The sequence below is a fragment of the Bacillus infantis genome (assembly GCF_008180445.1).
GTDB lineage: Bacteria > Bacillota > Bacilli > Bacillales > Cytobacillaceae > Bacillus_AB > Bacillus_AB infantis_B.
Genome location: NZ_VTER01000010.1, coordinates 167,576 through 190,248, shown reverse-complemented (window position 1 = coordinate 190,248; position 22,673 = coordinate 167,576). Strand labels below are relative to the sequence as shown.

Genomic DNA, 22,673 nt, shown 5'->3' with positions numbered 1-22,673 from the left:
CCTGGATATATCCCACCAAAGCATCCTGAATTATGAGAACAGCGTAGCGTTACTTCTCAARCCGTATGTGGATCATTATCCTTACGAGCTCTCTGACCAATTCTGCGGCGACGAAACTTATATCCGGGTCGGTGGCCGCTGGCACTATCTGTTCTTCTTCTTCGATGCGGTGAAGAAGATTATCCTGGCCTATCCGGTCTCCCGTAACCGGGATACACAAACAGCGATCCTGGCCATTGATGAAGTCTTGATGAAGTTAAAAAAGATTCCAGAAGACTTGACCTTCGTCGTTGATGGCAACCCCATTTACTTATTAGCCCAGCAATTCTTTGCCCAGCATAAGATTTCGTTTGATATCAAGCAGGTAATTGGGTTGACGAACGAAGATCCCGTATCGACCGAATACCGGCCATTAAAGCAGATCATCGAACGGCTGAACCGGACCTTCAAAGGAAACTACCGTCAAACGCACGGCTTTGGATCCGAACACGGTTCCGTTTCCTACGTGACATTGTTTGTGGCGTATTTTAACTTCTTACGTCCGCACTCAGCGCTGGAAGGAAAAGTGCCGGTCCTTCAGCCAGAACTTCTTCAGCTGCCGAATATGCCTGCCAGATGGGCAAAGCTGATTGGTTTAGCCCAGGATTGGATCGAGGAGCAGGCGGCCTAGCTTTTGTTTAGCAGAGCCCTTCACCAGCATTCGGCGAAGCGAACTCTTGACAAACCGAACTTGCCAATGGTTTAAAATGGTAAAACCAAGGGCTTATTTGGCATGCCTTCTTTTGTCCCCTTCGCCCTTGACGAACACTTCCCAAACCATTGGCGTGTTTGTCAAGAGCGATTGCGGCAGCGATTATGCCAGTTAAGTGAAAGAATCTTAACTTAGAATTGATTTTTCATAGAACTTTTGACATTACCNCCAGGATTGGATCGAGGAGCAGGCGGCCTAGCTTTTGTTTAGCAGAGCCCTTCACCAGCATTCGGCGAAGCGAACTCTTGACAAACCGAACTTGCCAATGGTTTAAAATGGTAAAACCAAGGGCTTATTTGGCATGCCTTCTTTTGTCCCCTTCGCCCTTGACGAACACTTCCCAAACCATTGGCGTGTTTGTCAAGAGCGATTGCGGCAGCGATTATGCCAGTTAAGTGAAAGAATCTTAACTTAGAATTGATTTTTCATAGAACTTTTGACATTACCTGGATCGTTATATTCTGTCATCAGAATTTTGTCCTGCTCGATAATGACTGCACCTGCTCTAACTCTTATATGATAGGACACTCTCTCTGTCTCCATCCCTTAAACTACCGCACTTCCCCTTGAAAGACATAGGGAGCTGACTGACCCAGCAAATACCTGATCCCATTTTTATGATATGGCATCATTTCATCAGCAGTTTCTAAACTTACCCATCTTACTTCTGCTATCGTTTCAGTATCTTGTATACTGATCTCGCCGTTTATGACTCTTGCTTTGAATGTGATAAAAACGGCATGATGATCATGATTCATCATCATCGCTTCGTTTACAGAAAGTATGTGATCAACCTCAATCGTGAGGCCTGTTTCTTCTTTAGCTTCCCGAGTAGCTGCTTGCGATAGAGTTTCTCCTGCTTCAACCGAACCGCCCGGCAAAGACCAGTTATCATATTTAGAATTCTTAACAACCAATACCTTCTCCTGTTTTTCGTCACAAATAAGTGAATAGACTACATCTATTCTTTTCATGAACATCCTCCTTTTTTCTGCCTTACATACCTTCTCTTCCACACGGAAAAATTCCTTCTTTTACCAACAAGGTCTTCTTTCAGGATAAAGAACACTAAGTATGCTATACTTATAGCAGATGATAAATATATGCTGGGAACTACGAGACTTTGCTTAGTCACCTCCCCCCATAGTGGAAGGAGGCTAAGACTATATGTCTTTAGATCACATGAGAACCATGTTAACCACCATACAGGAATATCCTAACTGTGAAATATCATTAACTTTTAATGATGACGACCAGCAGCCGGTATTGTATGTATGCTATAAAGAAAACTTATTTGAAGTCATACATGCCCGAACACAGGCAGTTGATACATTTTATACAATAGAATCAACAATCAAAGCGATTGACAAAGAATTAAATTCTAATTTGCAAAAAAACCTCTGATTCAGAGGTTTTTTTTGAGCCAAGGGGACAGGTCCCTTGGCTCATTTCCTATACTAACTTGGACAGGCTTTCCTTGCCTGTTTAAAGCAGTCTCTTTGAGCTATCTTGAGCAGCAGTCCCTATTGTTATCTATTTCTTTATACAAATAAATTAAAATGAAAGAATTTACGGCCTGTCGGGCCCATCTACTGATCTTCACTTCAAACCTACTCAGTTATTGATACTTTAATATCTCCACCGATTTCAAGAATACAATCCTCCCTATCCTCAACCGGGCCGAATATCATAATATATTCATCCTCTGCACCTTCTACTTCGCCCTTACTAAAAACGGGATTAACTTTTTCACCCGCCGATTTCAAAAATACACCAGATTTATTATCATCAACGATATAACCGTATTCTTTATCAATTTTCCTGGCATTAAGGAATTGTTGCTCTAATTTGCTCATCACTCTATATTGCATTCCACTTTCATCTGTAAGGAGTGCTGTGTCAGTTCCAGTTACAACCAATCTTGTTTCAAATGCAGAGAACTCTGCCTGCTTAATCTTGTAAGTTTCATTCTCAAAGGTGAATTCTTTGTTTATTGCTATGGTTTCTCTTTCAGAAACAGCAGATGGATCGAGCTTGAATTCAACTGGCCAAACCGTTTGTATACTGCGAGTATCATCCCCCTCATAAATGGTCAGATTCTTGATTTCCAGACGGATGGTTTTTCCTTCATATTTCTTAATAGATTCAAAAGATTCAGCTTCAAATACTTTGTTTTCTTCCTTATCGTAATACCTGCTTCCCCAGCCTACGTTATCTAATTCTTTCTTCTCATCACCTGCTATCAGATTAATTGACGTTTCACCTTCAAAAATATCCAGATAATAGTTTTTCAGATTTGTTTGTTCACTTTGGTAGGCCAGCAACAGTTTTGTCTCCTTATCATCTGTCATTACACCTTGGAAATGAACCTTTATGCCATGTTCTTTATCATAATATTTTTGATCAAGGGCTTGGCCCTGCCCCAGGTTAATGGCAGTCCTGACACCTGTATCATCAATATGTTTGCTCGAAAATATTTGATCATATATCTCTTGAATAGCTGCTAATGCAGGTGTAAAAATGAGTGTGGAAGCAAGGATCAAGCATGCTGCTGCAGCCAATGGGAATCTCTTGCTAAAAGTTCTCTTTTTATTAGAATTTCCAGCATGGCTAGGAGGGCCACTCTTTTCCGGCATATCCTGTTCTTCTGTTTTATGTATCATATGCTCGATTTCATCCCAGACATCCGGGATTTGTTGATCAATAGCTCGGTCTAAATGCTTCAGTATTTCTTTCTTATCCAATCAGAACTCCTCCTTCATCACACCTGTTCTCAGTTTCTTAAGAGCCATACTGTATTTCCAAAGGACCGTACTTAATGACCTTCTCATTATTGGAGCAATTTCCCTGTGTTTCATCCCGAGGATATCCTTCATGATGACAATCTGCCTTTCCTCACTATTCAATAACTGCAGGTATTTCGATAAAATTATTTGGTCTAAAGGATCTTCCGATATATATTGAATACGATCAAAATAATCATCATCAAACCCTGTTATTTCCCGCTTGTTCTTCCGATACAGATCCAACGCTGCATTTCTGGCAACACGAATAAGCCAGGCCTTAACATTTAAAATCTCCTGATGCTGCATATGCCGGTAAAGCTTGATATACACTTCCTGCAGCACGTCTTCAGCCAATTCGAAATCTCTAAGTATGGATAGCGCTATGGCAAATACATGCTTCTTATGTTCGCTGAATAATTGCTTGAATTCCGGCAAAGAATCAACTGGTTGATGGACATTCTTTTTTTCCATTATGCACCCCCTTACAAACTAGACGTTTGAATCATCTTTTTTATTGGTAAAAAGAAGAATTTTTTTCTCAAATTTAATCCGTATATTTTAAACATACTAGCTATAATGCTTTAGTGCAGCAGGTAAATCGAAAACAAAAAAAGCCGCCATGAGGCAGCAGGAAAAGTAAAAAAAGAGAATGAAAGACAGTTCCTTTTTCCTATTTAAAGGCCGGAAGTCTGTCATCATGTCCCTTACAAAATATGATATACCCAAAACAATGAAAGCCCTGCCTCTCTTTCATCCTTACGGCTCCTTGTCCGTGCCAGTGTGAATCAGGATTTGCAGAAATTTAGTGACTGTTTTTACATGGAGATACTTAGTCGTAGAAATATGAATGATTGAAATGGATGACGGCAGAATTAAAAAAGAGGTTGATTTTCGAGTTGTAGAAGTTGATTGTCTTGGCAGCCTTACTAAGGGTATTTCAAGGCTGCTCTAGCAGAAACTTTTTATTTGGTTTTCAGTGATTCCTTTCATTAATCCCAGTTCACTGATCAAAATTTCATGTGCGTTATTCAACATTTGTCTTTCGCTTGTGTTAAGTGCTTTTTCTTTTTTCATACGCATTAAATCACGTACAACTTCCGTACATTCCTGAATTTTACCTGTTTTTATTTTGTCCGTATTCACTTTAAACCGCTGCTTCCAGGGCAGTAATCTATCTGTTTCCCCATGCTGAAAAATGTTCATAAGGTTCTTTAATGCAATGATGTCAGTAACAGGACGTATACCTGAACTCACGATCTTACCTGCAGGAATCATAACTTCCATATTGCCGACCAACATTTTTATGACATAATACTGTTGTTTTTCCCCTAAAACTTCCTTTTCTTCTATCGCTTTAATGATCCCTACTCCATGCATCGGATAAACAACATTATCGTCAATTTGAAACAAATAATCCCCTCCATATCGCAACTTCCTTAATCTTAACACATATGTATATTTTAATCAAATTTTTAATAATACCATAAATTATTTTTCACTGTCAACAACTTACCCTTCTAAAATAAAAAAAGCCAAGGGGAAAAGCCAAGGGGACAGGTCCCTTGGCCCATTCCTTTAAAACAGGGACAGCAGACCTGCCCTTATGCCTATAAGCAGGTAGCAGCTTTTACTCAAACCGTATACTTAAATAAAAGCTCTCCATTCTGAGGATCTATTTCGTTCATATCCTCAAAACCGATACTTTTGTATAAACGATAAGCTGTCCTGTTTTCTTCTTTGATACTTAAGTAGATAACATTTACATCATATTGTCTTGAAGCGATATCAATCAGTTTTAACATCGCCAATTTCCCCAGGCCTTTGCCCTGATATCTTTCATCGATCATGATTCTGTCAATCCATGTATCTTTATTGGGTCCAAAAGAGCCGTACATGGCAAAACCAATCACTTCTTCATCACTATATATAACCACCGGCTGCCATTCACTGTATGTACCTGCTTCTTCCAAACACTCATCAACAGTTTCAATGAATTTTTCCTGTCCGGGCTTTAGTTTGATATTCCTGACTTCACATTCATGGGAAGCATCCATTTTTCTGATATGCACATTACTCATGAGTTAAGCTGCACCTCCACTCTTGGTAAAAAAAGCTCCCCTGGCTGCTGCTTGGATTCCGTTATGACAATAACATTTTGAGTGAAAGAAAAATGGTTAAAAGTGATATGGCTGTAATAGCATAAGCAAACGTGGATTTTTTGTTGTCTTTGAAGGCCTGGATGCCCAGAATGATCAGATTTAACGACAGTAAGATATAGGCGATGTATATCAGCTCTCTGTATCTATCATTGCTCAATGCGAATAAGACTAATAACACCCCTGGAAAAACGAGCATGGCCCTTAATTTTTTCTCCATCGTATCTCCCCCTCTTAAGATGCCCTTACTATAATATACCAATATTGACCAGACACCTGTACCTTTTCTGAAACAAGAAAAGCCGCCTGGATGGCAGCTGCTTCTGCTTTCAAGTATTCAGACCGGATTAAAATGACTGTATGTAAAGAAGTGTGATTCGTCACATATTCCTCTCGCTATATTTGACACCAATGCCATCTAACCATTCTCTAAGCTTCATTCTGGGCATATATTCTTTTAATGTATAGATAAACGTGTCATTTTCACTTTCAAACTCCAGCTGTTCGGGCTTGCCATTATCAAGGACGATGACAACCTGATTAATATCATTCCAGAGAGTTACTTCTTCTTTAAATCCCTCCAGCGGTGCAGTGTGAATCCCTGTTGAATCAATATAGGTGTATGTATGAAGGGCACCAAATATAAGCATAAATGCAATCAATATGGCAAGCCCACCAATAGCCTTTATCCACAACTTCTCAAGCAAGAAAAGCAGAACACCTGCTGTTATAAGCAGACCGCCCACTATATTCACCATATAGGCTTTACTCGGCGTATCCTGAAAATAAACAGTATCCGGGAATATATTTATTTTTTGATAAGACATCAAGACTAAAAAGCCCAGAGGAAGCCAGCCTAATGCAAAGATTAACCCTAAAGTAAATATCTTCGGCCTGTTTGAAAATTTAATTTCCAACTATATCCCCCCTAAAAATGAAAATCGCAGACGGAAACGCTCCCGTCCTAACATGGCGATTAGTATGTATTGGCTCTTATATATGAATATACGAATGAGGCATATCCAAAGTAACAGTATTTTGGTAAAAAAATTCAAGTTTACCTTAGCAGTTTAACTGACTGCCATAGTAAAGAATGTTAGCTTATACATGAAAGGTGTGTTATGGTTTTAATGGAGGACAAAGACTTTTCTTAGTCACTCTTTATTAAGGGGGCGAAATTTGAAAAAAATCAATGTATTCTTAGATGACTATAGGAAACCGCCGGATGGATTCGTATATGTGAATACAATTGTGGAATGTTTAGAACTTCTCCGCACCTATGAAATTGGCCATTTATCACTGGATCATGACCTGGAAAGCAAAAGAGAAAACGGTATGCTTCTGGTCAAAATTATGGTCAGGGAAAAACTCTCTGCAGACCATATAACCGTTCATTCAGCAAATGCGGTTGGCGGGAAAGCCATGTATAAATGCCTTAAGCGGGCCCAAAGCAGCCATATTTACTCCTTTGATACCACCCTCTCATTAAGACCCCTGCCCTTGGATTCTTATACTCCCATGATGCTGAAACATTACCAGTAATATAGATTGGCCAAGGGGATATGACTCTCTTGGCTTATTATTTTTCCCAGATATTTGTGGCACAAAATTCGCATCCATTACATCATTTCAAGCAATAACGTAATAAGGAAAGACTGTCCAAAACAGATGACTATGTCATTTTGCCAATAAGTTTTAGCGAATAAGCTCCAGCTGCCTCCGAACAAACTAAACAGCCTTGCAAATATGAAGGTGAAGATCCATATGCTCATGAATGTAATGAGTAATCCCAACTCTATCCCTCCTATAGGTCGCGGATTGCAGTTAGTTTTGAAGATTGCAGCAACTGCTTCTTCATTAAGGAAATCACTATTTTTCATGGTCTCAAAACTCTTGAATTTGTAATTCAGCTGGCGTTTTCTTTTTCTCTAAAGAAAACCTTTGATTTTACAACTGATTCTTGCTAAAAAAGGCCTCGCACCAAGGATTGAATGACGATCCTCTCTCCGTTAATCAGTAGGGTTGTCATTTTTATACTTCAGCCATTCGTCTATCTCTGATCTAATAAATCTTTTCTCTTCATCTATTTTTAGATAAGGAATAAACTGATACGTATCATACATACTTAAATTAGCTTTCGCTGACATATCTTCCCTGATGATTTTTTCTATTGAATCTTCACTTATCTGAAGATAGCCGGAAAGCTGACTGATGGTCATTACATCATTTGCTGAATACGTTAAAGGTTGCTGCTGCTCACTTTCATCCGCAGAATTTAGACTAAAACCTATAATAAAAGCAGAAATGACCATCGATAGACTTAATATTGATGCTCCAATGATATACGTTAACGGTTTCAAGTGCGGCCCCCATATGGAAAAGATATAATTCCTGTTGATTAATTAATGTTTACACGCCGGCATCATTTCCTATTTCCACCAGATCCCCCTGCTGAACGATCCGGTAATACCCCCTGCTGAACACTGCGCCTTTCGGCTTGATTGCTATTAAGAAAGAATTGATGATATCCGCAGCTGAAAGGATGAAATTAATCCAGCTTACAAATAAGAGAAGCGTCTGCATTTCTCCTGATACGAAAAGAGCCGCAATGGCTGGCACCACTGACAATCCTACAAACGGCAGGCTCATAAAGACGAGGAATCTTCTTTTTGATAGTATGGCATTGGTATTCAGCCAAAAAAATGTTCCGCTGAACGTCAGGCTTATATCACCTTTTTTATATACGGTGACAATATGAAGAATTTCATGAACAATAAAGACAGCGATTCCAATTAGAATGAGCATATATAGGGGAATTCCAGAAAACAGCCCTCCCATGAGGCCAGGCACCAAAAACACAACAATTTGAAGTGAATAAGCAAATTTCATAAAGTGTTCCCGAAACCAGCTGTTCTGTATGAAAGGGATCCATACTAAGGAATTCATATGTAATTGGGGCAAGTGGCGGAACCAATGAATCATAGGGGTGCTCCTTTAATTTTTCAGGTTGTCTTCGCAAAAAAAGAGGGTCAATATAGCCTGCCTGCCAAGTTATAAGGATTCATTTCCCAAGTTTCATAAGGAATGATATTCTTCGCATTCATCGCATCCAGTGTCCGTGATTTCAAATGCGGCCGGGTTATATATTGGCCAATATTGTGCTCATGTAAAAGCACAAACCTGGCTTCGCTTATCTCTTCAGGCGGGAATTTGATTTCCCCTTTGATGTGCAATGCTTTAAAAACAACAGATAATATCTGCTTGGTCGAATTATAATAAACACCTGTGATGCCAACGGGCTTGATATGCAGTCCGGTTTCCTCAAGAACTTCCCTTACGACTGCCTGATCAAGCGGCTCCCCAAGCTCCACCTGGCCCCCGGGCATTTCCCATGTATCCTTTCTCCATTGGACCTTAACCAGCAGCACTTCATTCTTTTCGTTTTCAATAAACGCCGAAACCGCAATAATGTGTTTAGGTATTGTGTGCATATCAGGTGCTCCTATAGTTTATTTATATATAGATTCTAGAGAGAATATGAGAATTCCTTTTTTATCCAAATAATATTGCTGTAAAAAGCTAAGCAACTCAGCTTACTTAATGGAACTCTCCTGATTCTATATCACTGCTTCACAGCTTTTTATAAATGCCAATGTCTTTTCGAAAAGCTTCGGCTGGATTTCCGGATAAGTAAGGTTTACGGGCAATTCATCAAACAGTTTGATTTCATCAATTTCTGAAGCTGGCAGCTGGTCCAATTCCCTTATTACTCCCAGGTATAGCCTTCCGTATTTTTTAACAGCCGTATCGCCTATTGAATAGTCACATATCGGGATCAACTTGCCATCTATACAGCCTGTTTCTTCAAATAACTCTCTTTGAGCCGTTTCCTCCATGTTTTCTCCAAATTCTCTATGTCCCCCTGCAATTTCCCATGTGGTTCTATCCTTATGCCTGACATACACCCATTTTCCTTTATAGATGGCGCTTATTACTGCAAACTCTATCATTTTATGATCCACTTTATCCAGTTGATAAAATTCAAGTTTCATATAATCACCTCAGCAGCTTCCTGCACCTTGACCAGCACTCGCACCTCACTCATACACCTGCCTAAGTTCAATCTGTCCTTCCCCATATCCCTGCGGGTCCGGCATCCGCTTAGCCCAATCGATGGCTTCTTCCTTCGACTTCACATCAATCAGAATAAATCCGGCGATCAATTCATTCGTCTCTGCAAATGGACCTTCTGTAATCACCGGACCTTCTCCCGGTTTCGGAAAAGAAAGGCGCATTCCATCTGAACTGGGATGAAGTCCTTTCGCCATAACCCTTACACCTGCCTTAACTAGTTCCTCATTGTACTTCGTCATGGCTTCCATTAGTTCAGGGCTGGGAAGATTACGTCCTTCCGAATTCTTTGAGGCTTTAACGATGAGCATGAATAGCATGAAAACCTCCTCCTTTTTTCAAAAAATATATGTCTTTTTTACATTCGGCTGCGATGAAAATTAACTTTGCCTCCAACTGCCCTGGAGCTTCCGCACATAGACAATCTGCCCAATATGATAAGCATTGTGTGTGGACAGATTCCCAATGATAGCCCACCATTCTGCCGATTCAGGAAACCCTTCCACTTCACTTTCCAGCTTTGTCTCGGAAAGCAGATCCTGCCACTGCAATAGCACCCCTAACAGCCTCTCCTTTAAAGCGCTGAATGTTTTATTTTTCGGTATTACAAAACTCTCATCATTGCTCCCAATGGGTGGAACTGCATTGACGTGACCCTTTTGATACCTCTTTTGCCAGGCTTCATTCCAATAAATAAGATGCTGGACCAATTCGGCGATGCTGTTGCTCTCCTCACTTGGCTTCCAAAAAGCATCTTTCTCTGATAATGCTGCCACTGACTCTGAAAAGGGCACATACCAGCTAGGATCATTCGCATTTGCTGATAACTGGTCGGCCAGCACATCTTTTGCGTGAGCCAAACTCGCACCACTCCTTTGATAAGATAATGACTAATTCGCTGGAATTTCCGGACTTCCTGCCTTATTGATAAATTGGGAGCAAAAAAGAAACCTTAATCAGAACACCATTCATTATTTTCCAGCAAAATACATAAACAGAAGTATCTGCAGGCAACAAATGTTAATATATAGAAAAAGGAGGTGGGCGTAATGCCTTTATGGATCATATTGCTGGCAATTGGAGCCTTTTTCTTAGGTTTGGGGAAATTAATTGATTTTCACTACAGCAGGGAAGGGCGCAGTATAAACACTTCAGCATTAAAGAAAAATACGAAGGATAATTTAGGCGGGAGCGTTTATTTTCAATAAAAACCGGGAGCCCAGAGGAACCCGTCTCACCATAGACACCTTATATTACGGGAAGGTATGTAAACATATTTTAAACATATTTTGTGAGCAGCATTTATTTTTAGAAGTCATTTATCAATGTCCTCTCCGAGTCGTGGTTACCGAGAAGGTGCCAAAGATACCCTGGAGAGGACATCTCTGTTAGAAAAGATAAGCTCAATTCCGGTGAGCCGGGCCGACTGTTTAAAGGGGGAGCAGAATGGGGATAGAGGCTAATCAGTACGAGGTACATATTTTAAAAAACCAGAAAAGGGCGCCTCACTTGGCTGGGTATATACATATCCATTTGTCAGCAGAGAGTTTCGGTGCCTTTAATAAGATTGGCCCCCGACATAAAAAAACATTTACGGAGCAACAGCAGTTATCTGGTTACTTTATTTATGGATATTTTTTAGGGACAAGATTTGGGTTCAGATTGACTTGTTTATCAGTTATTATTCTAATCATGTTCATTTTTGTTTTCACGCTTATAAAAAGAAACAATAGATTCAGCCATATTAATAACTTTCATTTGTAAGTCCCCGGCTTTAACTATTTTAATACTTTACAATTTCCTCAAAACTCCTTTTTATTGCTAGTCAACCGACTCTACTAAATCCAGTTATATTTTTTCCATCCAGATATTTCTTATTAAAAATAATATTTATGGACCGATAGTACCTTTAGGATATTTGTTATTTTCTAAAATAGAGATTGAATAAGGGGAAGGTACATTTGGGGAGAATGAAAAAATTCGAATTTAAATTAGGGACAAAAATAAACCTAATTGTCATATCCATTATAATTGTTTTATCTGCAGTTATCGGATTTGTTGTAAAACAAGAAGTTACAAAAGGAGTCCAAGAATTTGCAACTGAGAAAGCAAAAGGGGATCTGAGGTTAGCTTATAGGTATATCAATAATATGCACCCTGGAGATTGGGAAGTTAGGGGAAATAAACTTTATAAAGGTTCTGCTTTATTGAATGATAACTACGAAATAGTAGACGAGATTGCGGAAGATACGGGAGATACCGTAACAATATTCCTCGAAGATACCCGTATAACGACAAATGTAATGATAGATGGCGAACGTGCCATTGGCACAAAAGCGTCCACTGAAGTGGTCAATACTGTCATTAAAAATAAGTCAAATTACTACGGCCAGGCAAATGTTGCCGGTAATATGTATCAAACAGCTTATATGCCTTTACAGACCGCTTCAGGGGAAGTTATCGGAATTTTCTATGTTGGTGCCTCTGAAGAAAAAATAAATGAAATACTTTCTTCTGTTTTGTCAAAGCTCATATTTGCTTTGCTGGCTATGGCTGTTTTAGCTTCTATGATTGTCTATTGGTTCACCCATAAGATGAAAAAGAGACTTGCCAATATTGCAAATGCCCTTGAAATGGCGGGCAATGGCGAGTTTACTGCGAAGATTAATGACCGCTCTAGAGATGAACTGGGCTCTTTATCTGCGAGCTACAACCACATGTCTGAAAATCTTAAAACAATGGTTCATGAGGTTACTTTTACGACTGAACAGCTGGCATCTTCATCTGAACAGCTGACTGCAAGCTCTGAACAAACAAGTATCGCAACAGAGACCATAACAGAATCGATTCAGCAGGTAGCTAACGGCGCGGAACATTCTACAACAAGTGTGCAAGAGAGCTCATTGGCACTGGATGAAGTCGCTAAAGGAATTCACTCGATTGCCGAAAATGCTTCTGTGGTTTCCGAAGTAAGCAGTCGGGCAGTTGAAAAGGCAAAAGAAGGCGAAGTTTTTGTCAGCAATACGGTTAAGCAGATAAAAAGAATTAATCGTTCTGTTGCAGCTAGTGGAGAAATCATAAAATCACTTGAACACAGATCTCAGGAAATAGAAAAAATAACGAAAGCAATTACAGATATTGCGAATCAAACTAACTTACTGGCATTAAACGCAGCAATAGAAGCAGCCAGGGCGGGAGAGCATGGGAAAGGCTTTGCCGTTGTAGCAGATGAAGTAAGAAAGCTGGCTGAACAATCCCAGCAGTCTTCTTCGCAAATTTCAGCGCTCATTAAGACAATACAAGAAGACATGGAGCAGTCCAACGAGTCCATAGAACAAGTCTCTGTTGATGTAAAAGAAGGATTAGCCATTGTTAACCAAACCAGTGAAAACTTTAAGGAAATCCTTGATTATATGGGAAGATTAACAGAACAAACCAATGATATGGCAGCAACATCTGAACAAATCTCAGCAAGTACACAAGAAGTATCGGCAACAGTGTCAGGCATTATCAACATATCCGAAAAGACCTCGATGCATTCACAGAATGTAGCAGCGTCAGCAGAGGAACAACTTGCATCAATGGAAGAAATAGCTGCATCCGCCTCAGCACTGTCTAATCTTGCGGACGATTTGAAAGAGTTAGTCAGCAAATTTAAAATCTAACTCCTTTACGATATAAACCTGCAGTGAAATAGGTACCTGACCCCGCATATGGTAAAGCCACATAATATACGGGGTAAGCCACTATTCCTCAAAAAATTAAAGGTGCATCAGCACCCTATAGTGGGGTTAGTCCCAGATCCGAATTCTCGGGACCCCTGCGGTTCTTAAATAATCCAATAACTGCCCAGTATGAACGGATTCGTGATAAGCTACCCGCAACAGCATGTCACCTAAGTCTCTTATGTACCCTGACTCGGAGCGGTCAATCTTAATATTTTCCAAGTCCTCCTCAGAAAATGATTTTATAGTATCTATAAATTCTCTTCTGTGAGTTTCTGCAAAATCCAATTCATTTTGTACAGATATGAACGGGCGGTTTTCGTACGGCGAATTATAAACGGTTAAACTCCCTCTATTTCGAATAGCCAAATGATAGTAGTGTTCACTTTCTAATACATGCCGGATCATTTCCAGACAATTCAATGCTTCATTATCAGGCTTCCAAAAGAGTTTCTCATCAGGAATAGTTGTCCAGACTTTAATGCTTCTTCTTCTGACTTCGTTTAAGTTTAAAATGACTAAATCGATTGAATTCATACAAAATCCTCCTCACATTTTTATCAATTATACACGAATGCACGTTCGTGTTGGGGAAAAGAAGAAATCTTTAGATAACTAATGAGAATATTTAAATGGAGTTTCATTGTAGCTATCTCTGTGAGGAACTGCTTCAGCCAAATTGACGGCCATAGCATTTTTAGCAGCAAAATAAAGGACCCTAATAGGAAGCTAGGGTCCTGATTGTTTTTATTATTCTGGCCGCTCAATCGTAAAAACTTCCCCAATCCTGGCATAATCATTCCCAGCCAGCCTGCTGACGGCAGCAAGCCCCTTCTGGTCGATGCGGCCCTTTTCATATAGATTTTCTTCTATATGGAATTGGACAACCTTCCCGATGATAAAATCACAGCCGGCTGAATCTGTCCCGCCCAATTCCAGGGCATGTTCCAGCACGCATTCCATCCGGATTTTCGCTTCCTTTACACCGGGAACTGCTATTTTTTCGCTTGCCTCTGTTGTAAAACCGGCCGCCTCTATTTCACTCTGTTCAGGAGGAAGGCTGGCCGCTGTTTGGTTAACCTTTTCGACATTGTGCTCGTCAACGATATGAACCACAAATTCCTTTGATTCGAGAATGTTTCGGGCTGTATCCTTCTGCCTTCCCTGCGCACGCTGGATGGATAGTGAAATCATGGGCGGGTTGGCTGAAACGATATTGAAATAGCTGAATGGCGCACCGTTCACCACACCATCCTTTGAGAGGGTGGTCACAAATGCAATGGGCCTCGGGATGATGCTGCCGATGAGAAATTTATAATTTTCCCTTTCCGGCATGCTGACTGGATCAATGGAAAGCATATGAATCATTCCTTTGCGAGTTAATCTAATTCTCTTACTCTGATCGGGATCAGACTCTGTTCTAACTGCTCTCTGAACTGCTCATACTTCTCGGGAAGCATCAGCTTCTCTCCCATTGTAGCCTGTGATTCATCATGTGCAAAGCCTGGAGGATCTGTGGCGATTTCAAATAAAATTTCTCCATGCTCCCGGAAGTAAATCGCGTTAAAATAGTTCCGGTCTTGGACTGGAGTGACGCCATATCCATTTTCAGTGATATAATCTCTCCAGCTCAACTGATCCTCGTCATCACTTGCCCGCCAGGCGATATGATGGACGGTGCCGACACCCATTTGGCCGCGTCCGACCGGGGTTAATTTCAGGTCAATGATATTGCCGATGTCAGCGGAAGAGCGGAAGCGGGCGATATCCTCTTCCACACCGACTCTTTCAAGCCCCATAACATTTTCCAGAAGATCAGCTGTTTTTGCAGGCTCCGTAGTTAACAGCGTCGCGCCCCCAAAGCCCTTGATCGCCACTTCAGGAGTAATGCCGCCGAATTCCCATGTGTTCGCTTCCCCTTCTTCTCTTTCCACAATTTCAAGATGCAGACCATGAGGATCATCAAATTCCAGGTAATTCTCGCCAAAGCGCTCGATGTTCGTAAAAGGAACTTCAAACTTTTGAAGCCTCTCTGCCCAGAACCTCATGGCACCCTTTGGAACCATATATGATGTCACACCAACCTGACCATCCCCAATAACCCCTTGGCGGGCACCGGCCCATGGGAAGAAGGTGATGATAGTCCCAGGTTTCCCGCCTTCATCTCCAAAATAAAGATGATATGTGCCCGGATCGTCAAAATTCACTGTCTGTTTGACCAGACGCAAGCCCAGCACCCCTGCATAAAAATCAAGATTCTCCTGCGGATGCCCTACAATCGCCGTAATATGGTGAATGCCCATTGTCTCTTTTTTCATATCAATTCCCCTTTCATTTTGAGCCAGGGGGACAGGTTCCTCGGCCCACTTGGGCCAAGGAACCTGTCCCCTTGGCTCTGTCGGCGTATAACTTCTGAGCACATCGATCAATCTGCTTGATCAGGATCTGCTCAACCTTTATACCCTTTAAATATATAGGATACATACAGGTGCATGAAGCTGCACCTGTATGTATGATTCACATGACCATGACTGCTTATCGGATGGTGGATAGTGCTGTTGACCAAGGTATCAATTGATCCAGCATTTGATTGACTGAATCCTCTTGTACTTCTTTTGGCTTGAATTGATTGCCATTTTCAAAGTCTGTGAATAAAGACAGTGCCGGATGTACGCGAACGTCAGCGACTGATAATTCACCAAGAATGCCGCGCAAGTGTTCTGCAGCACGCGCCCCGCCTACTGAACCGTAAGAAACGATTCCGGCTGCTTTATTGTTCCACTCAACACGCAGGTAATCCAAGGCATTTTTCAGCGCGCCTGTGATAGAGTGGTTGTATTCCTGCACAATGAAAATGAATCCATCCTGGGCAACGACGATTTCTGACCATGCAGCAGCCCCAGAAGCATCTGCGCCCGCTTCGCCAAGCAATGGAAGCTTGTAGTCAGCGATATCAATGATCGTATAGTTCGCGTCACCGCGCTTGTCAGCCACTTCTTTCACCCATGCACCAACTTGCGGGCTTACCCGTCCTTCACGTGTAGAACCCAGGATAATACCAATGTTTAATTTCGTCATCGTTTCTTCCTCCTCTTTTTTTGTTCCGAAAAGTTTATTTAGAAAACCCATAGAATAGCTCCCCTTCCAACATATCTCCAGAGCCGGGGGGACAGGTACCTCGGCTCAATATATCTCGAATTCAAGATATATTTTCAAAAAAAATTAAATGCGTTCTGCCCTGCAGCCGATCTTTTTCATTAGATCAATCGTTTGATTGACTTCATTCGCATTTAACTCATCGAACACTTCACCCATTTTGCTTTCATGCTGGGGGAAGACTTCATCCATCAAAGCCTTCCCCTCAGCTGTCAGCACTGCATAAATGACTCGGCGGTCTTCGGGGCATCCCTGGCGCCTGACATATTTTTTCTGCTCTAATTTATCCACCACATAGGTGATGCTGCTGCTCGAGATCAAAACTTTCCTGCCAATCATCTGAATAGGCTGATCACCCTTATGGTATAAGAGCTCAAGGACAGAGAATTCCGTAGGATTCAAGTCGTAGTTGGCTGCATCTTTGCGAATCGCTTCTTGTATGGCTTGGGAAGCACGAAGTATGACCGTTACAGCTTTCAACTTATCATTCATACGTTTTCTCCTTTAACCGCAGCCCTTCCATTTCAACTCATAATTATGCTGCTGGATTTACTTCTAGTTCCACTTTGATTTTTATATCCTTGCCTACAAGGACGCCTCCAGTTTCAAGCGCTGCGTTCCAAGTCAGGCCGAATTCTTCACGGTTGATTTTTGCTTCAGCTTCAAATCCGTATACTTCAACTCCCCAAGGGTTTGTTCCTTTGCCGCCGTATTCTACATCAAAAGTGACCGGCTTTGTCACGCCCTTGATTGTTAAATCGCCTGTTACCTTATAATCATCGCCATCTTTTGCAATGTTTGTTGATTTGAAGTCAATTGTAGGGTGGTTTTCTACATCAAAGAAATCCGCTGACTTCAGGTGGTTTTCACGGTCCTCACTGCGCGTATTAATGCTTGCAACATCAAATGTAAATGCAATTTGTGCTGTTGTCAGATCTGTTAAATCTGCTGCTTCAACATCTGCTGTATAAGAATCAAAAGAACCCTTTACCTTTGAAACCATCATGTGCTTCACTTCAAAACCTACTGCTGAATGCGATTGATCTACTGTCCACTTTGCCATTTAAAATCTCCTCCAAAATATAATTTTTATTTATCTCGAATTCGAGACATGTTGTCAAAAAAATAAGCTGCGATGTTTATTCCGAAATAAATTATCTTTAATTCGAGATAAATTTATCATATATTGGGAATGGAAGTCAACAACTTTTTTTGAAGCCATGGGGACAGGTCCCTTGGCCCAATCCCTGTTTTAAATAGCATACAAGGCGACAGGTCAATTCCCTTGCTCCTCTTCATTTTCTTTTTTCTTTTCTGACATTAAGTAAGCAAATGCCACCCCCACCGCAATAAGGGAAGCAATCACAGAATAGCGGAATATGGTAAAGAAGTATTCGGCGTATGGCGTTTCTATAGTTGAAATGTATCCCTCCAAATTGGTTCTTTCATCTACCCTTTTCATAAAAGCCACCAATATAAAAAATGGAATAACAAATGAATAGATTCCTGTTTTCACTAAGATTTTTTCCATGGAAGTCCCCTCCGTTTTTCCCTTTAATATTCCATAAAACAGCCCATTCGGATTTCCGGCACGCATGAAATTGTGTTTACCTTTTGGCCCAGCAGCAGCCATGAACCTTAATGCTGCTTCTCAATCCGGCTGCCTGCTTTCAATTTCAACATTTTGTTCAGCAAGCAGCGAATAAAAGGCGCTTCTCTTCGCAATAAATTCACTTTGCAGGTCAAATTTATATGTCCCGGCATCTTTTATATGAAACTCTAATCTGTAGGGAACTCCGTGTTTGCTTATTTGCGTAACTTTTTGAATGCTGTCCCATTCAAAATTCTGTTCGCGGGCAAAAGGCGCCTTGACCTTTAATCCCTCCCCGGTCAGATAGGAATGGGTTTGAAAGGACTGCCAAAGGAAGAAGACTGCGATCGCAGATAAGAGGATATTGGTTAGAATCAGCAGAGGCTTAAACTTTGAATCGGCTATGCTTAAAAGTAAAGCCAGAATAACAAAGAGGATGGAATATCCGATGATAAACAGGAGGTATGCTGTCTTAGGTGTACTGAAAAACAGATGATAATCAGGCTGAAAATAAAACTTCTGAATGGCATTAACGCCCAAAACACTGATTGGCAAACAACTGACGGCTAATATCAGGCCAAGAGCAAAAAACTTCGGCTTCAAATCTTTTCCATCTATCACTTCCATAGTCACCACCCGCCTTCATTTCACTTAACTCAATAATACGGATATCACCACCAAAAGTTCCCAAATTTCAGAACACTGTTCAGGCAAATGCCATAGGGAAGCTGAGCCAAGGGGACAGACCCCATATCCATCAAGCTAACTTGAAAGTGAAGGGAAATGTGCCAATGTTTTGAGGCTAATCTAAAAATCTGCATACTTAAATAAGCATTGTTAATTGATTTTTTTAAAAGTACCATGCTTAAGCTGCTGAATCCTTGGCAGCCTTTCCAACAGTCCTTTCATAGGAGACTTTCAATATATCGAATACGGTCAGCTTCTTCTTCCGATGACTTTTCTTCCCGTTTTTCTCTATCTGGGAATAGATTCCTTTTAAGATTTTCAGTATGGAAGTCTTGCTGGAAATGATGGCTTCAAACAGCTTTGGAATAAACTCCATAGTGATGGATATGGACTTGTATTCGCTCGTTTCTTTTTTCTTTTTTCTTAAAAGATACTCCCTTGCCTGAAAGGCAATCGTCGAACTAATCAAAAGAGAGATTAATGTTCCGTATAAATGACATTCAAATCGTTCCAATTTCATCTTTTTCACTTTATGAATCTGGAAAAGGGACTTCCAGGTTTTAAACAGGATTTCGATTTGCCAGCGAAGGGAGTATATAAGGTGGATTTCTTCCTTCGGTACACTCTGATGTGGTATATTTGAGATGAACATGTTCAATTTGTAGAGTTTTTTTGTAGGGTGTGATAATTTCACACCCTTCTTTTTTTCGGTTTTCTCTCTCTTTTTTTCCCTTTTCTTGATTTGGCCGGGAGTCAGTTTATAAAGGATTAACCGTGGAATATAATGTTTTTTCGCCGTTGCGTAAATATCTACAAGCTCCCTGTATTCCCCTTCCTCCATCTCATCCATTACCTCAGCTAAATCCAATTTGATATAATCCTCATCTTTTTTCGTAAATAGTGTAGTGGGTGGCTTTAGGCGAGTGAGATAGTAAGCGCCCTTCTGGGCGATCTGGTACAATTCCTCGACGTTGAAGTAGCCAAGGTCCCGTATGATTAAATCCCTTTTCTTTATTGTTTTAAGCAACGTAGGCCCATATTTTTGATCACTGCTCCTGCCATTCTGGACTTCGAGGTGAAGGAAGCTTCCTGTAAGCAATTCATATTCTAATTGTAATTTCACACCCGATTTAGATTTAGTACAGCCGAGATATTCATCTTCATACATAGTGGGAAGTTCAAAGCTGGAAGAGTCAAGGATTCGAATGCGGCTGAATCCCATGGCATCGAGATCTGGAATCTTATTTTTGAGGAATTGCCTGGTGAAGAGTTGGCGGAAAATTACTTTCATCATATCCACAGCGTTCTTATTAAATCTCTGATTCAATCCTTCGGTGCTAAGAGAGACTTTTCGCTCCGCTGTAAGGAGCGCGCATAGACGTGACAACGATTTGACTCCTGATCCTTCATTAAAGAACGAACATAATGATACAAAATCCAATGGCTCCAGCTTGCCTTTCCTCTGCTTAAATTTATGCGCCTTAGCCAGTTCTTCTAGAAAATCGGAAGAGAAGATGCACCAAGTTCATCAGACAAGAGTTTAAATTCGTCTTTAAAGGTAAGTTTAACCATACAAAAAGCCCACCTTTCTAAGGATTTATAGAAAGAATAGGCCATTTACCAGAAATGTGGTATTTATTTGCTTAACTTGATGGATATGGGGACAGACCCCCCGGCCCAGTCTCAAAAAGAGCCAAGGGACCTGTCCCCCTGGCTCATTAATACATATCCTTCTGAGTAAAGTTCCAAAATGCCACAGCCAGGCAGGCAGACGTCCATGCGGCAAGGATGACCAGTGAAAATGGCAGTGTCATTCCTTCGATCGGCGGCGCCTGGCCTTCGAGGTAGTTGATCAGATCAAAGTTCAGGTTCACCAGATACTTGGAGCTTGTCCAGCTCGACCCGATGGAACTCAACAGGGTGCCGGCGATTAACACTGCCATCATCGCACCTATTCCAGTCGCTGTGTTTTTCACGAGCACAGAGATCATGAGGCTGATGGTTCCAACCACAGCAGTTACCACCCAGGCAAGCCCGACTGACATGAGCAAGTACTCCCACATCGGCAGGGTATGGATGAATTCTGTTGAAAATTCGCCAGTGGCCGAAACCTGGAATCCGGTTAAAATAGGGGCGGTCCAGCCGTCATAGCCAAGTATGAGTCCTGACACGGCATAACAGACAATTACCGTTGCCGCCATAAGCAGTGATGTATACAGCAAAACGGTCAGCCATTTGGCCATCAGGATTTTCCACCGTCTGACAGGCCGGGACAGCAAGGTTTTGATGGTGCCGTCATTGTACTCCCCGCTCACGATATCAGCCATGATGATAATAATGAATAAAGGCAGGACAAGTGTGAGTCCCTGCGAGAAGAAGATCCGGATAAACGTAGGGGCACCGGGATAGTTCGGATTGATATCATTGTCGAGATAATATTGCTTTTGCTTCAGGTCAAATTCCAGGAACTGCCTGAACTCGTCCTGGATCCCGCTTGATGCAAGCCGGTTTTGCCGGTCGACAATCTCCTGCTGCAGGTCCACCCTCCAGTCCAGAGTGCCCTGCTTTTCAATTTTCTCCTGTATCTCCCGGTATTGTGCGTATGTAAACATCGAGACCAGAATGACCAGAATAAGTATGACAACCGGCAATCGTTTTTTGGAGGCGATTTTCATTACTTCATTGCGGACCAGGCCCGCCATATTCGGATTAGACAATATGATCGCCTCCTGTCAAACTAATAAATAAGTCTTCCAGTGTCTGCACTTTTCTTTCGATTGTCCATACCTCAATACCTGCCTTCAATAAGGCTTCATTCAGGAACGACGTTTTACTTTCGTCCATAAGCGTGTGTATTGTATGGTCATCGTACAGCTCTGCAGCCTGGACATGGGGGGACTCATTCAAAATGGCGAGGGCACGTAAAGAATCACTGACTCTCCAGTCCACACCCGATGACAGGGAATTGACCAGATCGCTTACGCTGCCGGTCTTTACAATCTTCCCGTGGCTCATTATCGCCACACGATCGGCCAGCAGTTCGATCTCACTTAAAATATGACTCGATACAAGAACGGAAAGACCTGTTTCATCGACCAGCTTCCTGATGAATGTGCGAAGATCTTTTATTCCCATAGGATCCAAGCCATTTGTAGGCTCATCCAGTATAAGCACATCAGGACGGCCTAACAGGGCTTGTGCAATTCCCAGGCGCTGCCGCATACCCAGCGAATAGGTCCGCACCTGATCATCAACCCTTGCCGTCAGATCAACCAGGTCAATGACTTCCTGTATCCGTTCTTCATCGACTCCAGGCAGCATCCGCGCAAAAATCTGCAGATTTTCGCGGCCGCTTAAATACTTATACAGCTCTGGATTTTCGACGATGGAACCGAGGCGCTGCATCGCCTTCACAAATTGCTTTCTGACATCAAAGCCGCAAATCTCAACCTTCCCGGACGTTGGCTTGATGAGTCCGACAAGCATCCGGATGGTAGTCGTTTTTCCGGCGCCATTTGGACCCAGGAACCCAAATACTTCCCCCGGATAAATCTCAAATGATATTTGATCGATAATCGTTTTCTTACCTATGATTTTCGTTACATTTTCCAATCTAACAGTTGGCTTTACGCTCATAGCATCACCCTAAGTTCTATTTTAGCGAAAAAATCGGACATTGACTCTTTTGAA

General features: G+C 41.5%; 31 protein-coding genes. 5 read left to right on the top strand and 26 right to left on the bottom strand.

Features of this window, described 5'->3' with window-relative positions; translation table 11 throughout:
• A partial coding sequence (locus tag FZD51_RS19450) for a DDE-type integrase/transposase/recombinase (RefSeq protein WP_148976281.1) occupies positions 1-670 on the top strand: 670 nt, incomplete at its 5' end.
• Positions 671-1,302: 632 nt separating this feature from the next.
• On the opposite strand, the gene FZD51_RS19440 is transcribed toward FZD51_RS19450, so the two are convergent.
• Positions 1,303-1,725 carry an NUDIX hydrolase gene (locus FZD51_RS19440; RefSeq protein ID WP_187445831.1) on the bottom strand — a complete coding sequence of 141 codons (423 nt, stop codon included), beginning with the start codon at positions 1,723-1,725 and terminating at the stop codon, positions 1,303-1,305.
• A 193-nt stretch (positions 1,726-1,918) separates the two neighbouring features.
• Between FZD51_RS19440 and FZD51_RS19435 the strand changes: the two genes are divergently transcribed.
• The gene (locus FZD51_RS19435; protein WP_148976279.1) at positions 1,919-2,155 is read left to right on the top strand and encodes a hypothetical protein; all 237 of its coding nucleotides are present in this window, start codon (positions 1,919-1,921) and stop codon (positions 2,153-2,155) included.
• Between the two features lie 206 nt (positions 2,156-2,361).
• Here FZD51_RS19435 and FZD51_RS19430 read toward each other — a convergent pair whose 3' ends face one another.
• The 7 genes from FZD51_RS19430 to FZD51_RS19405 all read right to left on the bottom strand — a co-directional run bounded on the left by FZD51_RS19430 (position 2,362) and on the right by FZD51_RS19405 (position 6,610).
• A complete protein-coding gene (locus FZD51_RS19430) occupies positions 2,362-3,495 on the bottom strand; it encodes a DUF4179 domain-containing protein (RefSeq protein WP_148976278.1) in 1,134 nt (377 codons plus the stop codon).
• Positions 3,496-4,008: an RNA polymerase sigma factor gene (locus FZD51_RS19425; protein WP_148976277.1), complete on the bottom strand. Its 513-nt coding sequence runs from the start codon at positions 4,006-4,008 to the stop codon at positions 3,496-3,498.
• 477 nt (positions 4,009-4,485) lie between these two features.
• Positions 4,486-4,947 (bottom strand): CarD family transcriptional regulator, encoded by a 462-nt coding sequence (locus tag FZD51_RS19420; protein WP_148976276.1) that lies wholly within the window; start codon positions 4,945-4,947, stop codon positions 4,486-4,488.
• Positions 4,948-5,168: 221 nt separating this feature from the next.
• Entirely contained in the window at positions 5,169-5,615 is a 447-nt protein-coding gene (locus FZD51_RS19415) for a GNAT family N-acetyltransferase (protein WP_148976275.1), read from the bottom strand.
• A gap of 61 nt (positions 5,616-5,676) precedes the next feature.
• On the bottom strand, positions 5,677-5,913 hold the full coding sequence (locus FZD51_RS19410; protein WP_148976274.1) for a hypothetical protein: 237 nt from the start codon (positions 5,911-5,913) through the stop codon (positions 5,677-5,679).
• Between the two features lie 14 nt (positions 5,914-5,927).
• The gene (locus FZD51_RS26280; protein WP_022544587.1) at positions 5,928-6,077 is read right to left on the bottom strand and encodes a hypothetical protein; all 150 of its coding nucleotides are present in this window, start codon (positions 6,075-6,077) and stop codon (positions 5,928-5,930) included.
• On the bottom strand, positions 6,074-6,610 hold the full coding sequence (locus tag FZD51_RS19405) for an HPP family protein (protein WP_148976273.1): 537 nt from the start codon (positions 6,608-6,610) through the stop codon (positions 6,074-6,076). Before FZD51_RS19405 ends, FZD51_RS26280 begins: the two co-directional genes overlap by 4 nt.
• A 262-nt stretch (positions 6,611-6,872) precedes the next feature.
• Here FZD51_RS19405 and FZD51_RS19400 point away from each other — a divergent pair, with 262 nt between their 5' ends.
• Positions 6,873-7,235, top strand: a complete 363-nt coding sequence (locus FZD51_RS19400) for a cyclic-phosphate processing receiver domain-containing protein (protein ID WP_148976272.1) — start codon at positions 6,873-6,875, stop codon at positions 7,233-7,235.
• Positions 7,236-7,312: 77 nt separating this feature from the next.
• On the opposite strand, the gene FZD51_RS26275 is transcribed toward FZD51_RS19400, so the two are convergent.
• The 7 genes from FZD51_RS26275 to FZD51_RS19370 all read right to left on the bottom strand — a co-directional run bounded on the left by FZD51_RS26275 (position 7,313) and on the right by FZD51_RS19370 (position 10,684).
• Entirely contained in the window at positions 7,313-7,486 is a 174-nt protein-coding gene (locus tag FZD51_RS26275; protein ID WP_187445830.1) for a hypothetical protein, read from the bottom strand.
• Positions 7,487-7,702: 216 nt separating this feature from the next.
• Positions 7,703-8,053 carry a MerR family transcriptional regulator gene (locus FZD51_RS19395; RefSeq protein WP_148976271.1) on the bottom strand — a complete coding sequence of 117 codons (351 nt, stop codon included), beginning with the start codon at positions 8,051-8,053 and terminating at the stop codon, positions 7,703-7,705.
• Between the two features lie 49 nt (positions 8,054-8,102).
• A complete protein-coding gene (locus FZD51_RS19390) occupies positions 8,103-8,675 on the bottom strand; it encodes a DUF3267 domain-containing protein (RefSeq protein ID WP_262381005.1) in 573 nt (190 codons plus the stop codon).
• 47 nt (positions 8,676-8,722) lie between these two features.
• The gene (locus FZD51_RS19385) at positions 8,723-9,184 is read right to left on the bottom strand and encodes an NUDIX hydrolase (protein WP_148976270.1); all 462 of its coding nucleotides are present in this window, start codon (positions 9,182-9,184) and stop codon (positions 8,723-8,725) included.
• A gap of 126 nt (positions 9,185-9,310) precedes the next feature.
• Positions 9,311-9,745, bottom strand: coding sequence for an NUDIX hydrolase (locus FZD51_RS19380; protein WP_148976269.1), 435 nt, complete (start codon positions 9,743-9,745; stop codon positions 9,311-9,313).
• A 45-nt stretch (positions 9,746-9,790) separates the two neighbouring features.
• On the bottom strand, positions 9,791-10,144 hold the full coding sequence (locus FZD51_RS19375; RefSeq protein ID WP_148976268.1) for a YciI family protein: 354 nt from the start codon (positions 10,142-10,144) through the stop codon (positions 9,791-9,793).
• A 60-nt stretch (positions 10,145-10,204) separates the two neighbouring features.
• Entirely contained in the window at positions 10,205-10,684 is a 480-nt protein-coding gene (locus tag FZD51_RS19370) for a DinB family protein (RefSeq protein WP_148976267.1), read from the bottom strand.
• Positions 10,685-10,873: 189 nt separating this feature from the next.
• On the opposite strand from FZD51_RS19370, the gene FZD51_RS26270 reads away from it, so the two are divergent.
• Positions 10,874-11,032, top strand: coding sequence for a hypothetical protein (locus FZD51_RS26270; RefSeq protein ID WP_187445829.1), 159 nt, complete (start codon positions 10,874-10,876; stop codon positions 11,030-11,032).
• A gap of 762 nt (positions 11,033-11,794) precedes the next feature.
• Positions 11,795-13,489 (top strand): methyl-accepting chemotaxis protein, encoded by a 1,695-nt coding sequence (locus tag FZD51_RS19365; protein WP_148976266.1) that lies wholly within the window; start codon positions 11,795-11,797, stop codon positions 13,487-13,489.
• A gap of 126 nt (positions 13,490-13,615) precedes the next feature.
• On the opposite strand, the gene FZD51_RS19360 is transcribed toward FZD51_RS19365, so the two are convergent.
• The 11 genes from FZD51_RS19360 to FZD51_RS19310 all read right to left on the bottom strand — a co-directional run bounded on the left by FZD51_RS19360 (position 13,616) and on the right by FZD51_RS19310 (position 22,619).
• The gene (locus FZD51_RS19360) at positions 13,616-14,086 is read right to left on the bottom strand and encodes a DinB family protein (protein WP_148976265.1); all 471 of its coding nucleotides are present in this window, start codon (positions 14,084-14,086) and stop codon (positions 13,616-13,618) included.
• A 213-nt stretch (positions 14,087-14,299) separates the two neighbouring features.
• Positions 14,300-14,908 (bottom strand): flavin reductase family protein, encoded by a 609-nt coding sequence (locus FZD51_RS19355; protein WP_148976264.1) that lies wholly within the window; start codon positions 14,906-14,908, stop codon positions 14,300-14,302.
• Between the two features lie 20 nt (positions 14,909-14,928).
• Complete coding sequence (locus FZD51_RS19350; protein ID WP_148976263.1) at positions 14,929-15,867, bottom strand: ring-cleaving dioxygenase; 939 nt, start codon at positions 15,865-15,867, stop codon at positions 14,929-14,931.
• A gap of 217 nt (positions 15,868-16,084) precedes the next feature.
• Positions 16,085-16,678, bottom strand: a complete 594-nt coding sequence (locus FZD51_RS19345; RefSeq protein WP_148976262.1) for an NADPH-dependent FMN reductase — start codon at positions 16,676-16,678, stop codon at positions 16,085-16,087.
• 93 nt (positions 16,679-16,771) lie between these two features.
• On the bottom strand, positions 16,772-17,197 hold the full coding sequence (locus FZD51_RS19340; RefSeq protein ID WP_148976261.1) for a MarR family winged helix-turn-helix transcriptional regulator: 426 nt from the start codon (positions 17,195-17,197) through the stop codon (positions 16,772-16,774).
• 43 nt (positions 17,198-17,240) lie between these two features.
• On the bottom strand, positions 17,241-17,768 hold the full coding sequence (locus tag FZD51_RS19335) for a YceI family protein (RefSeq protein WP_148976260.1): 528 nt from the start codon (positions 17,766-17,768) through the stop codon (positions 17,241-17,243).
• Between the two features lie 213 nt (positions 17,769-17,981).
• The gene (locus tag FZD51_RS19330; RefSeq protein WP_148976259.1) at positions 17,982-18,236 is read right to left on the bottom strand and encodes a hypothetical protein; all 255 of its coding nucleotides are present in this window, start codon (positions 18,234-18,236) and stop codon (positions 17,982-17,984) included.
• A gap of 120 nt (positions 18,237-18,356) precedes the next feature.
• Complete coding sequence (locus FZD51_RS19325; RefSeq protein WP_148976258.1) at positions 18,357-18,923, bottom strand: hypothetical protein; 567 nt, start codon at positions 18,921-18,923, stop codon at positions 18,357-18,359.
• Positions 18,924-19,161: 238 nt separating this feature from the next.
• Entirely contained in the window at positions 19,162-20,499 is a 1,338-nt protein-coding gene (locus tag FZD51_RS19320) for an IS4 family transposase (protein ID WP_148976257.1), read from the bottom strand.
• A gap of 202 nt (positions 20,500-20,701) precedes the next feature.
• Positions 20,702-21,685, bottom strand: coding sequence for an ABC transporter permease (locus FZD51_RS19315; protein WP_187445832.1), 984 nt, complete (start codon positions 21,683-21,685; stop codon positions 20,702-20,704).
• Between the two features lie 7 nt (positions 21,686-21,692).
• Entirely contained in the window at positions 21,693-22,619 is a 927-nt protein-coding gene (locus FZD51_RS19310) for an ABC transporter ATP-binding protein (RefSeq protein ID WP_148976255.1), read from the bottom strand.
• Positions 22,620-22,673 lie beyond the last annotated feature (54 nt).

What these genes read in the sequence shown, in the direction of transcription:
- FZD51_RS19440 (WP_187445831.1), bottom strand. Translation starts at nt 1,725, where the DNA reads ATGAAAAGAATAGATGTAGTCTATTCACTTATTTGTGACGAAAAACAG.
- FZD51_RS19435 (WP_148976279.1), top strand. Translation starts at nt 1,919, where the DNA reads ATGTCTTTAGATCACATGAGAACCATGTTAACCACCATACAGGAATAT.
- FZD51_RS19425 (WP_148976277.1), bottom strand. Translation starts at nt 4,008, where the DNA reads ATGGAAAAAAAGAATGTCCATCAACCAGTTGATTCTTTGCCGGAATTC.
- FZD51_RS19415 (WP_148976275.1), bottom strand. Translation starts at nt 5,615, where the DNA reads ATGAGTAATGTGCATATCAGAAAAATGGATGCTTCCCATGAATGTGAA.
- FZD51_RS19410 (WP_148976274.1), bottom strand. Translation starts at nt 5,913, where the DNA reads ATGGAGAAAAAATTAAGGGCCATGCTCGTTTTTCCAGGGGTGTTATTA.
- FZD51_RS19390 (WP_262381005.1), bottom strand. Translation starts at nt 8,675, where the DNA reads ATGATTCATTGGTTCCGCCACTTGCCCCAATTACATATGAATTCCTTA.
- FZD51_RS19385 (WP_148976270.1), bottom strand. Translation starts at nt 9,184, where the DNA reads ATGCACACAATACCTAAACACATTATTGCGGTTTCGGCGTTTATTGAA.
- FZD51_RS19380 (WP_148976269.1), bottom strand. Translation starts at nt 9,745, where the DNA reads ATGAAACTTGAATTTTATCAACTGGATAAAGTGGATCATAAAATGATA.
- FZD51_RS19375 (WP_148976268.1), bottom strand. Translation starts at nt 10,144, where the DNA reads ATGCTATTCATGCTCATCGTTAAAGCCTCAAAGAATTCGGAAGGACGT.
- FZD51_RS26270 (WP_187445829.1), top strand. Translation starts at nt 10,874, where the DNA reads ATGCCTTTATGGATCATATTGCTGGCAATTGGAGCCTTTTTCTTAGGT.
- FZD51_RS19365 (WP_148976266.1), top strand. Translation starts at nt 11,795, where the DNA reads ATGAAAAAATTCGAATTTAAATTAGGGACAAAAATAAACCTAATTGTC.
- FZD51_RS19360 (WP_148976265.1), bottom strand. Translation starts at nt 14,086, where the DNA reads ATGAATTCAATCGATTTAGTCATTTTAAACTTAAACGAAGTCAGAAGA.
- FZD51_RS19355 (WP_148976264.1), bottom strand. Translation starts at nt 14,908, where the DNA reads ATGCTTTCCATTGATCCAGTCAGCATGCCGGAAAGGGAAAATTATAAA.
- FZD51_RS19350 (WP_148976263.1), bottom strand. Translation starts at nt 15,867, where the DNA reads ATGAAAAAAGAGACAATGGGCATTCACCATATTACGGCGATTGTAGGG.
- FZD51_RS19345 (WP_148976262.1), bottom strand. Translation starts at nt 16,678, where the DNA reads ATGGGTTTTCTAAATAAACTTTTCGGAACAAAAAAAGAGGAGGAAGAA.
- FZD51_RS19340 (WP_148976261.1), bottom strand. Translation starts at nt 17,197, where the DNA reads ATGAATGATAAGTTGAAAGCTGTAACGGTCATACTTCGTGCTTCCCAA.
- FZD51_RS19335 (WP_148976260.1), bottom strand. Translation starts at nt 17,768, where the DNA reads ATGGCAAAGTGGACAGTAGATCAATCGCATTCAGCAGTAGGTTTTGAA.
- FZD51_RS19330 (WP_148976259.1), bottom strand. Translation starts at nt 18,236, where the DNA reads ATGGAAAAAATCTTAGTGAAAACAGGAATCTATTCATTTGTTATTCCA.
- FZD51_RS19325 (WP_148976258.1), bottom strand. Translation starts at nt 18,923, where the DNA reads ATGGAAGTGATAGATGGAAAAGATTTGAAGCCGAAGTTTTTTGCTCTT.
- FZD51_RS19315 (WP_187445832.1), bottom strand. Translation starts at nt 21,685, where the DNA reads ATGGCGGGCCTGGTCCGCAATGAAGTAATGAAAATCGCCTCCAAAAAA.
- FZD51_RS19310 (WP_148976255.1), bottom strand. Translation starts at nt 22,619, where the DNA reads ATGAGCGTAAAGCCAACTGTTAGATTGGAAAATGTAACGAAAATCATA.